Here is a 13937-nt window from a genome sequence, read left to right on the forward strand (position 1 = left end):
GGCGTCGTCGGCAATGGGCGCTTGGTCGTCCTCAGCTCATCGCGGCGTGTGCACAGCGCCTCGCGGGCCTGGAATAAAGGATAGCTCCTTTTCGGGATATAATCCCACGGGACGGCACAATCAGGAAACGCCTTATCCGTTACAGGAGCATTGCCCACGTTTCACGCGGAAACCGGCGACCGGGAACTATCGGCCAAGGGGGTGGCCACGGACCCATGACAGGAGAAATGAAATGACTAAATCGGGAAACCATCCTTCGTACCCACATAAAATTGCCTTGATCGGCAATCATCTGCCGCGCCAGTGCGGCATCGCCACGTTCACCACGGATTTGCTGGCGAGCCTGGCGGAAGAAAATCCGAGCGGCGAGTGCTGGGCCGTGGTGATGAACGATATCCCCGAGGGGTATCGATATCCGGCCCAGGTGCGTTTTGAGGTCAACCAGCGTGTGTTGGCCGAATATCGGCTGGCGGCGGATTTTTTGAACATGAACCGGGTGGAGGTGGTTTGTCTCCAACACGAATTCGGGATTTTCGGCGGCGAAAACGGTGCGCATGTGATGGATTTGCTCGGCAACCTGCGCATGCCGGTGGTCACCACCCTGCACACCGTGCTCCAGTCGCCTTCGGCCGGCCAATTGGCCGTTGCCAAGCGCGTGGCTCAGCTTTCCGACCGCCTGGTGGTGATGAGCCAACGCGCACGCGAAATCCTTCGTGAAGTGTACGGTGTGCCGGAAGCGAAAATCGTCCTCATTCACCACGGCATCCCGGATGTGCCCTTCGTGGACCCGAATTACTACAAAGATCAATACGGGGTCGAGGGACGCAAGGTCATTCTGACCTTCGGCCTGCTTTCTCCGGGCAAGGGTATCGAGACCATGATCGAAGCCCTTCCCACCGTCGTGACGCGCCATCCGGAGGTGGTCTACATTGTCCTGGGCGCAACCCATCCCCATGTGAAAAAGGAACAGGGCGAGTCCTACCGGCTGTCCTTGCAGCGCAGGGCCAGGGAACTGGGGATCGGCGACCACCTGATTTTTCACAACCGCTTTGTCACCCTCGAGGAGCTGTGCGAATTTTTAGGCGCGGCGGACATCTACGTGACCCCCTACCTGAACCGGGAGCAGATCGTTTCCGGGACCCTTGCCTATGCCTTGGGCAACGGCAAGGCCACCGTCTCCACCCCCTACTGGTACGCGGAGGAGATGCTGGCCGAAGGTCGTGGCCGGCTGGTGCCGTTCAAGGATTCAGCGGCCCTGGCCGAACAGGTCAACGATCTTCTCGACAATGAAGTAGAGCGCCACGCCATGCGCAAACGGGCTTACACATTTTGCCGGGAGATGATCTGGAAAGAGGTGGCCCGCCGGTACTTGGAACTGTTCAATGAGGTGAAAGCGGAGCGGGCCCGTTCCCCCCGGCCGGTTTTCCTCGCCAAGACCATAGATGCGGCCCCCCGCGAGCTGCCCCAGCCCAAGCTGGATCACATTATCCGCCTTTCGGACGATGTCGGCATCCTGCAGCACGCCAAGTATATGGTGCCGGACCGCTATCACGGCTATTGCACCGACGACAACGCCCGGGCGCTGATCGCCGTGCTGATGGCCAGGGAGATGATTCCCAACTGCGACGTCACAACCAACCTGGCCTGCACCTATGTCAGCTTTTTGCATCACGCGTTCAATGAGGAGACCGGCCGTTTCCGTAATTTCATGGGGTACGACCGGCGCTGGTTGGAAGAGGTCGGGTCGGAAGACAGCCACGGCCGGGCGGTCTGGGGACTGGGCGAGGCAGTGGCCCTGGCGGAGTCGGCCGATATCCGGGACGCGGCCCGGGCAGTGTTTGAAAAGGCGCTGCCCGCCCTGGCGGACTTCACTTTTCCCCGGACCTGGTCCTTTGCCCTGGGGGGCATTCACGCCTATTTGACTCGCTACAGCGGTGACAGTGAGGTCCGGCGCATCCGGGAAACCCTGGCCGATAAACTTTTCGAAAAATTCAAGCAGAATGCCACCGACGAATGGCCATGGCTCGAGGACCGGCTGACCTACGCCAACGGCAAGATCTCCCAGGCCCTGATTCTCTGCGGCCGACACATGGATCGCGCCGAGATGCTCCGGGAGGGACTGAGAAGCCTGGAATGGCTCATGACGGTGCAGACCGACCCCAAGGGACACTTTGTTCCGGTGGGCTGTAACGGCTGGTACCCCAAGGGGGGAACCAAGGCGCGGTTCGATCAGCAGCCCATCGAAGCGCTGGACATGATCGAGGCATGCCGCGAGGCCTATGACGCCACCAACGATTCAAAGTGGGTCTCCCATGCCCAGCGCTGCCTGGAGTGGTTCCTGGGCCGCAACGATCTGAACGCGCCCCTGTATAACCACAAGACCGGGGGCTGCTGCGACGGACTCAATGCGGACGGGCCCAACCGCAACCAGGGCGCAGAATCGACCCTGGTTTGTTTTCTGTCCATGCTCCATCTCAACCGGATGCGCAGCAGCCAGATTGCCGTGGAGGCCGCGTTGGAGAAAAACGCCATCAGCCAAAAGGAGCAATCGGCCCATGTCCAATAAGCCTATCGTAATGGTCAGTTCCTATCCGCCACGTTTATGCGGCATCGCCACCTTTTGCGAGGAAGCCAGGGAGTTCATTCAGAAGGCCAACCCGGATCGGGAGGTGCTGGTGATCAGCCACACCGACGGCCAAGGCGAGGGCGTGTTTCCCATCATCGACATGGCCCAGCGCGACTGGTGGCGTCCGGTGGCCAAAAAAATAGAGAAACTGGACCCTTACGTGGTGCATTTTGAACACGAATACGGCCTTTACGAATATCACGACCCACGAGGGGTGGGTGACGGCAACGACGGCTTTCTCGATCTGCTGGAAGCCATCGGCAATATCCCCAACGTGGTGGAGCCCCATACGGTTCATGGGCGGCTGAGGGATGCCGAGGCGGATTTCATTTACAAGCTGACCCAGCGCAGCCACTTGGTGCTGTTCAAGTGTCATTACCAGAAATGGCGGCTGGATTGGACCTTCCACGGCCGGGAGTGGCCGACGCCGCGCAATATCATGGTGGTGCCGCATGGAGCGAGGTCGGACAAACGCTGGGGCGTACACGAGATACCCGTGCTGCGCAGGGAATTCGGCCTAGACAATATCGGACTGGCCGACCACGTGGTGGGCATGATCGGCTGGATTCAGTCCAACAAGCGTTGGGACATCCTGCTTTCCATGTGGGAAGATATTCACAACGAGATCAAATCACGTACCGGACAGGATTGGGATCTTTTGGCCGCCGGCGCCATGCGCGACCCCAATCACCGCAAGGACTACGAAGAATGGAAGTCGGAAGTACATATGTTGGAAAAAAAAGGGATCGCCCACTATTATGAGTTTATCCCAAGGGGAGATGACTACTATAAAATAATGGCGGTCTGCGATTTCATTGTGCTGCCCTCCATTGACGAGACCCAGTCCGGCACCTTGGCGCGCATCATCGCCTTGAACAAACCCTACATCACCACGGCGCCGATGGAAGGGCTGACCGCCCAGACCCTGGAAAGCGAGGGAGGTCTGCTCTTCACCACCAAGGAGATGCTGCACCGGAAGGTGGTCAAGCTGGCAACGGATGAGGAACTGCGCCTGGAGTTGGGAAAAAACCTGAAACGCTACCTCGATCATGTGGTCTGCTGGGAAGTGGTGGCCCGGCAGTACAACGAGGCCTACAAGCTGGCGCGCAAGGCGGCCCGGACCGGCCAGCCCGTTGTGTTGGATTTGGAGTTGTAAAACGGAGTAGAGGAAGAAAACATGAATCCTAATGATTTTCAGAGAATATGACATTCGAGGCGTCGTGGACAAGGATTTCAATGTGGATGACGCGGAAAAATTCGGCCGTGGCTATGCAACCTATGTTGCGGAGCACGGCGGCAGATGCAGTGTGTGGTTGGCCGTGATTGCCGGCTGAGTTCACAGGCGATTCGGGATGCCCTGATCAAGGGCATAACCAGGGGAGGCGTGGATGTGATCGATGTGGGACTGTGTCCCACGCCGCTTCTCTATTTTGCCAATCGGCACCAGGGAGCTGACGGCAGCGTCATGATTACCGCCAGTCACAATCCGCCGGAATACAACGGATTCAAGATCTGTTTAGGAACCGACACCCTCTTCGGAGGCGAAATTCAGAAACTTAAAAAGATCATTGAATCCGGAGAATATGCCTTAGGCGAAGGATCGCTGGACGAATTCAGTGTATTGCCCGTTTATTGCGACTACCTGGCCGACAACATTCGATTGGCGCGTCCCATGCGGGTGGCCGTGGACGCCGGCAACGGAACCGGCGGTTTAGCGGCCGGCCCTGTGTTGAAACGGCTGAATTGCGAGCTTTCCGAACTGTTCATGGAGCCCGATGGAACCTTTCCCAATCACGAGCCCGATCCCACGGTGCCAAGGAATTTGGAAACGTTGGCCAACACCGTGGTTGAACAGGGACTCGAACTGGGTGTCGCTTTTGACGGCGATGCCGATCGGCTTGGCGTGGTGGATGAGAATAGGCGAATCCTTTATGGCGATATGCTGATGGTCCTTTTCGCCCGTGAGATCCTCAAGGAAAATCCTGGCGGAAAGTTCATCGGGGAAGTGAAATGCTCACAATTCATGTATGACGAGATCGAACGCAAAGGCGGCGTGCCCATCATCTGGAAGACGGGGCATTCTCTTATCAAGAAGAAGTTAAAAGATGAAAATGCGCTTCTTGCCGGGGAGATGAGTGGGCACTTCTTTTTTAAGCACCGGTATTTCGGATTCGACGACGCCGTCTACGCGGCCTGCCGCCTGCTGGAAATCCTGTCCAGGGACAACAAACCCCTGTCCGACTATCTTTCGGACCTGCCCAAAACCCACAATACCCCCGAGATCCGTGTGGATTGCCCGGATGATAAAAAATTCGAACTCGTGGCGAGGGTAAAACGGGCGCTTTCCGCAAACCACCGGATAATCGATATCGATGGCGTGCGAGTGGTTTTCGAGGACGGCTAGGGGCTTGTCCGGGCGTCCAACACCAATCCCGTCATCGTGCTTCGATTTGAAGCCCAATCGGAGTCGCGACTGCGGGAAATCAGGGGGCTTGTGGAGGCGGTGATCGATGCGGCGAAAGCCGATTTGCAATAGAGACCATGGAAACAAGCAAGGAATCGAAAATGAGCGATACAAGATTCAAGGAGCTTTTTGCCAGGCACGGCGCCAACCCCATTATCACGGCAAGGGATCTTCCCTACCAGGCCAACGCGGTGTTCAACGCCGCCGCCACCCGGTGCGGCGACGACACCTTGCTGCTCCTGCGCGTGGAGGACCGCTGCGGGCTGTCGCACCTCACCGCGGCGCGCAGCCGGGACGGCGTGACCGACTGGCGGATCGATGAACGGCCTACCTTGCCGGCCGATCCGGAAAACCATCCCGAAGAGATCTGGGGCATCGAGGACCCCAGGATCACCCGAATCGACGAGCTGGATCTGTGGGCCGTGGTGTACACGGCTTATTCCAGGGGCGGTCCGCTGGTATCCATGGCCACGACGAGGGATTTTAAAACTTTCGAGCGCAAGGGTGTCGTCATGCCGCCGGAAGACAAGGACGCGGCCCTGTTCCCGGCGCGGTTCAACGGGCGCTGGGCCATGCTTCACCGGCCGGTTCCGGGATGCGCCGGTGTCGGCGCGCATATCTGGATCTCCTTCAGCCCGGACCTGAAGCATTGGGGCGACCACAAGATACTTTTGCCGGCCCGCAAGGGCGGCTGGTGGGACGCCAACAAGGTCGGTCTTTCGCCGCCGCCGCTGCGAACCGAAAAAGGGTGGCTGATCCTTTACCACGGCGTCCGCAACACGGCCTCCGGGTGCATTTATCGGTTGGGACTGGCGCTGTTGGACTTGGAGGACCCGACCCGGCTGTTGGCCAGGGCGGACGAATGGGTTTTCGCTCCGGAAGAGATCTATGAGACCGTCGGCGACGTGGACAAGGTGGTGTTCCCCTGCGGTTGGTTGGCCGAGGAGGACGATATCCGGATGTATTACGGCGGCGCGGACAAATGCATCGCCCTGGCCACGGCGCGGGTGTCGGAGTTGCTGGATTGGCTCGAAAAGCACAACCAGCAGGACTGACGCATGTGGGGGTAGCCATGAAGATCGCCATGCTGTCACCCATCGCCTGGCGCACCCCGCCCAGACACTACGGTCCCTGGGAAAACGTGGTTTCCCTGCTGACCGAGGGTCTTGTGGCGCGCGGGATCGATGTGACCCTGTTCGCCACCGGCGATTCGGAAACCCGGGGCCGGCTGAAGAGCGTCTGTGCCAAGGGATATGAAGAAGACGCCGAAATGCTGCCCAAGGTGTGGGAGTGTCTGCATATTTCCGAGCTGTTCGAGCAAGGTGAGGCCTTTGACCTGATTCACAACCACTTCGACTATCTGCCGCTGACGTATTCCGGCATGACCGCAACACCGATTGTGACTACCATCCACGGCTTCTCTTCGCCAAAGATCCTGCCGGTATACAGGAAGTACAACAAAAAATGCTTTTATGTGGCCATCAGCGAGGCCGACAAGTCACCGGAGCTGGACTATACCGCCACAATTCATCACGGCATCGATCTTGGCCTGTTCACCTTCAGGCCCGATCAAGGAGACTATTTGCTCTTTTTCGGCCGCATCCATCCGGAGAAAGGCACCGCCGAGTGCATCGAGGTGGCCCGTCGAACCGGCATGAAGCTCATCATGGCGGGCATCATCCAGGACCAGGCTTATTTCGACACAAAGGTTGCGCCCCACTTGGATGACGACCGCATCGTCTATGTGGGCAGCGCCGGGCCTGAAAAACGCGACGAACTGCTGGGCGGCGCATACGCCCTGTTGCACCCCATCGGTTTCGACGAGCCGTTCGGCCTTTCCGTGGTGGAATCCATGGCCTGCGGAACACCGGTGGTGGCTTTTTCCAGGGGCAGCATGCCGGAAGTCATCGCCCACGGGGAGACCGGCTTCATAACCACGAATATCGACGGGATGGTTCAGTACTTGAACAATGTCAGGGATCTTGACCGCCATAAGTGCCGTCAGTGGGTCGAGACGCGCTTCAGCGTGGACCGCATGGTTGCGGATTATATCCGGGTGTATGAAACCGTCATCAACCGGACCCGGCGCGAAGACCACCGGCCCTGGGGCTTTTACGAGGTTTTGGCGGACAAGCCGGATCACAAGGTCAAGCGGATCACCGTCTATCCTGGGCAGCGTCTGAGCTACCAACGCCATTTCAGGCGCTCCGAGCACTGGTACGTGCTCAGCGGCACCGCGGTGGTGACCCAAAACAGCGAAGACATTGAACGGATGTCCGGCCAGGCCATCGATCTGCCGGTGGGAACCTGGCACCGCATCCGCAATCCCGGACCGGACAACCTAGTGTTCATCGAGGTACAGACCGGAGACTATTTCGGAGAGGATGATATCGAAAGATCAGAGGACGATTATGGCAGAGTCTAAGGAACCGATCGTTCGGCGTTACGAGAAAAATCCCGTACTGACCAAGCATGATGTGCCGTACCCGGTGGAAACGGTGCACAACGCCGGCGTGGTCAAGCACAACGGTAAATATGTCATGCTGTTCAGGTCCCACCTGCGCAATGGCCGATCGATCATCGGTCTGGCGGAAAGCAGTGACGGCGTGCGTTTCGCGGTCAGGCCCGAGCCGTTTATCACTCCGGCCAAGGCCGAGCCATTTGCCGGCTACGAGGCCTTTGGCGTGGAAGATCCGCGCATCTGTCCCATGGAGGACGGCTACCTGATCACTTACTCGGCCTATTCCCAACACGGCGTACGGGTGGCCCTGGCCAGAACCACGGATTTCGAGCGCCTGGAACGGATCTCCCTGATCACCCAGGCGGATTATCGCAACGTGGTCATTTTCCCTGAAAAAATAGGCGGCCGCTATGCCCGGCTGGACCGGCCCCATTCGGAAATCTCACCGTGGTCTATCTGGATTTCGTATTCGCCGGACCTGGTGCATTGGGGGGATGCCAAGGTCGTCATCAAGCCCATGACCTACCATTGGGATGAAATGAAGGTCGGACCGGGGGCCACGCCCATCAAAACCGAAAAAGGATGGCTGAACATCTTTCACGGCGTGTTCAAAACCATGGACGGTGCCGTCTACCGGCTCGGCGTGGCCCTGCATGACCTTGCCGATCCGTCAAGGGTCTTGGGCGTGGCCGACGATTGGATACTTCAACCCGAGGACTTGTGGGAGATCAGCGGGTACGTGCACAACGTGGTTTTCTGCTGTGGCGCAGTGGCCGAGGACGACGGCACGGTGAAGATCTATTGGGGCGGCGCGGACACGGTGATGTGTGTCGGCACGGCAATGATTGCCGATTTGGTGGATTTATGTCTCTCAAATCCCCGTCCCGCACTTGAATGAGACGAGGTGTTGAAATGGAAAGCATCGACAAGAACCTGGTTGCCATTATCATGGCCGGCGGTGTGCACTTTTTGTGATCTTCAAAGCCATGGCCGCTCAGTACCCATGAACGACCCAAGCAGTTCATCCAACTTTTTGATGACCGCAGCCTGCTGCAAAAAAGCTACCTGATTATTAACCTGGACTTTGGACAAAAACACGCTCCTCCCCGACGCCCAGCAGGCTTTCTTGAAACGTTTCGTGGTATATATCTGATCAAGCCGTCGCGGTGAGCCTCGGTTGACGCTTGAAGACGATCGGGGGCCGTGGCCGTCTCTGGCCTGGCGTGCCTTTGATCCGGGCTGGGGAGATACCCCGGCGTTTGGGAGGGCGGGCCGGTGTGCCGATCTGACGAATAAGGCGTGCGAAGTCGCGCTGCGCACGGGCCGGTGAGAGGGGGGTGTCGGCGAGCGGTTTGGGGAGGAAACGCTCCCACGGTCTGGGCCGATCGCCGGCCGGCGGGGCGGCGAGCCATAACTGGACGTAGGCCAGGCAGACGCGCGGCCACCCGTGCTCTTCGTGGGTGAGGTCGGGGGTTTGAAAGCGGTCGAGGAGCAGGTGATTCGTGCCGAAGCGGAAGAAGTGCTCCCGATCGAAGCGTTGGCGGTAGGCCGGTTCAATCTGTTGCCGGGACAGTTCGGCGCGGCGTTGGCCCATCACGCTCAGCCGGAGTGGGCGCTTGAAAAGCGCGCGCCCGGTCTGGGCGTCGAAGACACGGCAACGGACCCCATCGAAGGGGTGGTCCTGCATGGGGCTGTCGCGATGTCCGCGCATCAACCGGGCATTCCGGCGCTCCAGCGTAAGGCGAATCGCCCGTCCGGAGGCGGTCTGATCAGACCATTCGGCGCTCTGGGAGGGACTGCCCCAGGTCTCGGGGGCGGCGAGGCGCCCGCAGCGCGTCTTCCAGGCAGTCCACGCAAAACCCCGCATCCAGGGTGTTGGAGAGTCGCCAGGCCAGTACCCGGCGCGCGTACCAGTCGACGATGGCCACCAGGTAGGCGAAGCCATGCGCCAAGCGGATGTACGTGATGTCGGTGCTCCAGACTTGGTTCGGGCGCGTGACCTCGACCCCGCGTAGCAGATAGGGATACACCGGGTGCTCGGGGTGGGATTGGCTCGTGGCGGGTCCGAGCGCCATCCCCGCGAGACCCAAGATCCCCATCAGTCGCTGCACGCGCTTGCGGTTCACGGCATGGCCTTGCGTCTTCAGAAAGACCACCATGCGCCGACTGCCATCGAACGGGTGACGGGTGTACTCGGCATCAATCAACGCCAACAGGATCTGGTCCAACTCGCTGACGACGTCCGCCATTGAGCGGGCATAGACCCCGGAGCGCGCGACCCCGGCTAAGGCACATTGGCGGATCACCGCGACCTCGCCCTCACGCTCGATCCACTCGCGACGGATGCTCACAGGCTCACCCCGGACTTTTTTTTCAACCAGTCCAGTTCCAGCTTCAGGCGCCCGATCTCGCTGTAGCGCCGTTCGGGCGCGCTCCGATCGTCCACAGGTTTACGCCCGCGCTTGGTCTCGAACAGCGTGCTAGCTTGTTCCAGGATCTCCTTCTTCCATTGCCCGACTTGCACCGGGTGCACGCCATGCCCCTGGCCAATCTCGTTGACCGTTTTTACCCCGCGGATGGCCTCCAAGCCCACTTTGGCTTTGAACGCCGCCGCATACGTCTTGCGCTTTGCTTCACCCATTTCGATCCACTCTTGTGTGCCGGCTTGACAGCTTAAATGACTGTCCGGTTTTCAGGGTCCACTTTAGACCAGTCATAAAAAATCCCCCATGCGGGGGATTTTTGTGTGTTGCAAACGTCGCGTTCCGAAACGGCTCAGAGCGTCTTCGCCTGCTCGGCCAGATAGATCCAGGTGTCGATCACGGTATCCGGATTGAGCGAGATGCTGCTGATGCCTTCCTTCAGCAACCAGTCGGCGAAGTCCTTGTGGTCGGACGGTCCCTGACCGCAGATGCCGACATATTTGCCCTGCTCGCGGCAGGCTTTGATCGCCATCGACAGCATCTTTTTCACCGCCGGGTCGCGCTCGTCGAAGCTCTCGGCGACCAGACTGGAGTCGCGATCTAAGCCGAGCGTGAGCTGGGTCATGTCGTTGGAGCCGATCGAGAAGCCGTCGAAATACTCCAGGAACTCCTCGGCCAGTACGGCGTTGGACGGCAGCTCGCACATCATGATCAGCCGCAGTCCGTCCTTGCCGCGCTCCAGACCCTGCTCGGCCAGCGCCTCGGTCACGGCCTTGGCCTGACCCAGGGTACGCACGAAGGGGATCATGATCTCGACATTGGTCAACCCCATGTCGTTGCGCACGCGCTTCAGGGCCTCGCACTCCATCTCGAAGCAGTCGCGGAAGTTCTCGGCCACGTAACGCCCGGCACCCCGGAAGCCGATCATGGGGTTCTCTTCCTCCGGCTCGTACCGCTTGCCGCCGATGAGGTTGGCGTATTCGTTGGACTTGAAGTCCGACATGCGCACGATGACGGTGTTGGGCGAGAAAGCAGCCGCGAGCGTGGCGATGCCTTCGGCCAGCTTGGCGACATAGAATTCGCGTGGGCCGGCATAGGCGGCGATGCGCGGGGCGATCTGCGCCTTGAGGTCCGCCGGGAGCCGGTCGAATTCGAGCAGCGCCTTGGGATGGATGCCGATCATGTTGTTGATGATGAACTCCAGCCGCGCCAGACCGACGCCCGCGTTCGGCGTGGCCGAGAAGGCGAAGGCGCGGTCGGGGTTGCCGACGTTCATCATGATCTTGACCGGGATCTCGGGCATGGCCGTGAGTTCGATGGTCTTGTAATCGAAGTCCAGCTTGCCGTCGTAGATATAGCCGGTATCGCCTTCGGCGCAGCTCACGGTGACGGGCTGGCCTTCCTGGATCCGGTCGGTCGCGTCGTTACAGCCGACGACGGCGGGAACGCCCAGCTCGCGCGCGATGATGGCGGCATGGCAGTTGTTGACCAGCACCGGCGTATAACGCTCGGTGAAGACGATGTAATTGTGATGGTCGGCGACCGTGATGTTATAGACCGACTCTTCCGCCCCGCCTTCGACCGGACGCACCCGCGACTGACGCAGATCCGAATCCAGCAGGGTTTGCAAACGCTGGGCGTGTTCGGCCTCCAGCTTCGGCAATGCCTCGCGGATGGCGTGCTCGGTGAGCAGATGGCCCTTTCTGACCCGATTGTTGATGTCCGAGCTGACGTTGGGCGAGAAGAGTTGACGCGCATTGAAGAAGCGGCTGCCGACCTGGCGCTCGTCGCGACAGGCGACACGCTGGGTATAGCGTCCGATGAGATCGAGCTGTTCGACGATCTGGACATTGTGGATATGCCGGTTGCGCGTGACCTGGGGCACGGTGCCGAGACGCAGACAGGCGACGATCACGGCTTGCAGGGTCTCGTCGTCCGAGACATAGAGATTGACGCGACCGTTCTGGAAAATGCCATCGCCATCGATCAGACCGGCGAGGAAATGCGCGGCCAGTTCACGGTCGGACTTCAGCAGCGTGGTGACGATGGTGTCCTGTTCGCGGCTCAGATCCTCGGCGATGGCCTTGGAATAACAGCGATAGGCATTGGACTGACCAACGATCTGCGCGCCACGGATGACGCCCTGCGAAACCTGCTTGGTGGAAACGCTGAACGCCTTGCCATAGTTTTCAACCAGCGCCTCGTTCATCCGCTCGATGAACTGCTGCTTGAGCTCGGTCGGCTTCTGGATGAAGGTCACCTCGCCACGGGTGCGGGTGAGATGGATGTGACCATCGCTCATCAGACCGCCGAGCAGATAGGCCAGCGAGCGTTCCTTGCCGGTGGAACCGGAAAGCGGCGGCAGATGCTGGGCGAGCAGCACCGCGTCGCCGTCTTCCAGCATCTGTTGCATCTCGGTATCGACGAGTGCGCCGTCAGCGAGATTGAGCATCTTGTGATCGGGCGTCAGGGTCAGGGTGTTGCCCTGCATGCGTCCGGTCTGCGAGACCTCGACCTTGATCGTGCGGGCCTGTTTTTTCATCACCGCCTCGACCGGCTTCCACTCGACCTTGAGTGTGTTGCGGTCGAGCGCGGGGACGCTCAAGCCTTCGTGACCCTGCGCATAGACCTCGGCGAAGGACATGAAGCCCCGGTTGGTCAGGAGCCGCGTCTCGCCCGCGAAACAGGTGCGACCGCCACGATTGGTGACGATGGCTGCCGCACGCTTCATGATCGGCTCCCAATCGGGATCGGTCATGTCGGTGACGAGCACGTCGCCCGGCTGGACCCTGTTCATGTCGGCGATGCTCTCGACGATGCGCGCGACACCGGCGCCGATGCGGTTACCGATGCTGCGCCCGGTCGTCAGCACCGGCCCCTTGCCCTTGAGGATGTAGCGCTCGATGACGTTGCCGGTGCGGCTCTGGACCGTCTCGGGGCGTGCCTGGACGATGTAGAGCTTGCCGTCGGTTCCGTCCTTGGCCCACTCGATGTCCATCGGGCGGCCATAGTGCTGCTCGATCAGGATCGCCTGCTTGGCCAGTTCCTGCACCTCGTCGTCGGTGATGCTGAAGCGCGGGCGCAGGTCTTCCGGAACCGGCTCGGTCTTGACGTGAGCGTCGTGCTCGGGATCGCTGTAGACCATGCGGATGGCCTTGTCGCCGACGGTGCGGCGCAGGATCGCCGGGCGACCGGCCATGAGGGTCGGCTTGTGGACATAGAACTCGTCCGGGTTGACCGCACCCTGCACGACCATCTCGCCCAGACCATAGCTGGCGGTGATGAAGACCGCATCGCGGAAGCCCGACTCGGTATCGAGCGTGAACATGACGCCCGAGGCGGCCAGATCGCTGCGCACCATGCGCTGGATGCCGGCGGACAGGGCGACGTGACGATGCTCGAAGCCCTGATGCACGCGATAGGCGATGGCGCGGTCGTTGAACAGCGAGGCGAAGACTTCCTTGATCCGGTGCTTGATGTTGTCGAGTCCGTGGACGTTGAGGAAGGTCTCCTGCTGGCCGGCGAAGGAGGCGTCCGGCAGATCTTCGGCCGTGGCCGAGGAACGCACGGCCCAGGAGACGTCATCGGTTCCGGCCTCGGCGGTCAGCTTGGCATAGGCGTCATCGATGGCCGCTTCCAGTCCGGCGGGGAAGGGTTGCTCCATCACCCAGCCGCGGATGCGCGGGCCGGCCTCTGCCAGTGCGGCGACATCGTCCACGTCCAGCTCGTCGAGCACGGTCTGGATGCGCTCGTCCAAACCATCGCGCGCCAGGAACTCACGATAGGCGTCGGCGGTGGTGGCAAAGCCGCCGGGCACGCTCACTCCGAGATGGGTCAGGTTCTGGATCATCTCGCCGAGAGAGGCGTTCTTGCCTCCGACGACGGGGACATCGTCCATCCCGAGGTCGCTCAGCCAGCGGACGTAGTCGGTCATCGTTGTGCTACTCCAGTCTTTGGGAAAGT

8 protein-coding genes and 3 pseudogenes are annotated in these 13937 nt (G+C 60.3%); 8 read left to right on the forward strand and 3 right to left on the reverse strand.

Annotated features, from left to right (window positions below):
* Positions 1–232: 232 nt before the first annotated feature.
* From Atep_RS00940 to Atep_RS00970, 8 genes and pseudogenes are all read left to right on the forward strand, one after another.
* Complete coding sequence (locus Atep_RS00940) at positions 233–2566, forward strand: glycosyltransferase family 4 protein (RefSeq protein ID WP_213379648.1); 2334 nt, start codon at positions 233–235, stop codon at positions 2564–2566.
* Complete coding sequence (locus tag Atep_RS00945; RefSeq protein WP_213379650.1) at positions 2556–3782, forward strand: glycosyltransferase; 1227 nt, start codon at positions 2556–2558, stop codon at positions 3780–3782. Before Atep_RS00940 ends, Atep_RS00945 begins: the two co-directional genes overlap by 11 nt.
* Before the next feature lie 31 nt (positions 3783–3813).
* Positions 3814–4145: pseudogene (locus tag Atep_RS16965) on the forward strand (phosphomannomutase/phosphoglucomutase); the annotation flags it as partial.
* Between the two features lie 102 nt (positions 4146–4247).
* Complete coding sequence (locus tag Atep_RS00950) at positions 4248–5030, forward strand: phosphomannomutase/phosphoglucomutase (RefSeq protein ID WP_336511392.1); 783 nt, start codon at positions 4248–4250, stop codon at positions 5028–5030.
* 15 nt (positions 5031–5045) lie between these two features.
* Positions 5046–5162: pseudogene (locus Atep_RS17040) on the forward strand (hypothetical protein); the annotation flags it as partial.
* Positions 5163–5167: 5 nt separating this feature from the next.
* Positions 5168–6145: a glycoside hydrolase family 130 protein gene (locus Atep_RS00960; RefSeq protein WP_213379653.1), complete on the forward strand. Its 978-nt coding sequence runs from the start codon at positions 5168–5170 to the stop codon at positions 6143–6145.
* A gap of 17 nt (positions 6146–6162) precedes the next feature.
* A complete protein-coding gene (locus Atep_RS00965; RefSeq protein ID WP_213379654.1) occupies positions 6163–7515 on the forward strand; it encodes a glycosyltransferase in 1353 nt (450 codons plus the stop codon).
* Positions 7502–8449: a glycoside hydrolase family 130 protein gene (locus tag Atep_RS00970; RefSeq protein ID WP_213379655.1), complete on the forward strand. Its 948-nt coding sequence runs from the start codon at positions 7502–7504 to the stop codon at positions 8447–8449. The genes Atep_RS00965 and Atep_RS00970 overlap by 14 nt, the downstream gene beginning before the upstream one ends.
* 255 nt (positions 8450–8704) lie before the next feature.
* Here Atep_RS00970 and Atep_RS00975 read toward each other — a convergent pair whose 3' ends face one another.
* The 3 genes and pseudogenes from Atep_RS00975 to ppsA form a co-directional block, all read right to left on the reverse strand.
* Entirely contained in the window at positions 8705–9262 is a 558-nt protein-coding gene (locus Atep_RS00975) for a hypothetical protein (protein WP_213379656.1), read from the reverse strand.
* A 100-nt stretch (positions 9263–9362) separates the two neighbouring features.
* Positions 9363–10192 (reverse strand): annotated as a pseudogene (locus Atep_RS00980) (IS3 family transposase); the annotation flags it as partial.
* 134 nt (positions 10193–10326) lie between these two features.
* Positions 10327–13908, reverse strand: coding sequence for a phosphoenolpyruvate synthase (gene ppsA / locus Atep_RS00990; RefSeq protein WP_213379659.1), 3582 nt, complete (start codon positions 13906–13908; stop codon positions 10327–10329).
* Positions 13909–13937: the final 29 nt, after the last annotated feature.

The organism is Allochromatium tepidum, assembly GCF_018409545.1.
Classification (GTDB): Bacteria; Pseudomonadota; Gammaproteobacteria; order Chromatiales; family Chromatiaceae; genus Thermochromatium; species Thermochromatium tepidum_A.

What these genes read in the sequence shown, in the direction of transcription:
- Atep_RS00940 (WP_213379648.1), top strand. Translation starts at nt 233, where the DNA reads ATGACTAAATCGGGAAACCATCCTTCGTACCCACATAAAATTGCCTTG.
- Atep_RS00945 (WP_213379650.1), top strand. Translation starts at nt 2,556, where the DNA reads ATGTCCAATAAGCCTATCGTAATGGTCAGTTCCTATCCGCCACGTTTA.
- Atep_RS00960 (WP_213379653.1), top strand. Translation starts at nt 5,168, where the DNA reads ATGGAAACAAGCAAGGAATCGAAAATGAGCGATACAAGATTCAAGGAG.
- Atep_RS00965 (WP_213379654.1), top strand. Translation starts at nt 6,163, where the DNA reads ATGAAGATCGCCATGCTGTCACCCATCGCCTGGCGCACCCCGCCCAGA.
- Atep_RS00970 (WP_213379655.1), top strand. Translation starts at nt 7,502, where the DNA reads ATGGCAGAGTCTAAGGAACCGATCGTTCGGCGTTACGAGAAAAATCCC.
- Atep_RS00975 (WP_213379656.1), bottom strand. Translation starts at nt 9,262, where the DNA reads ATGCGCGGACATCGCGACAGCCCCATGCAGGACCACCCCTTCGATGGG.
- ppsA (WP_213379659.1), bottom strand. Translation starts at nt 13,908, where the DNA reads ATGACCGACTACGTCCGCTGGCTGAGCGACCTCGGGATGGACGATGTC.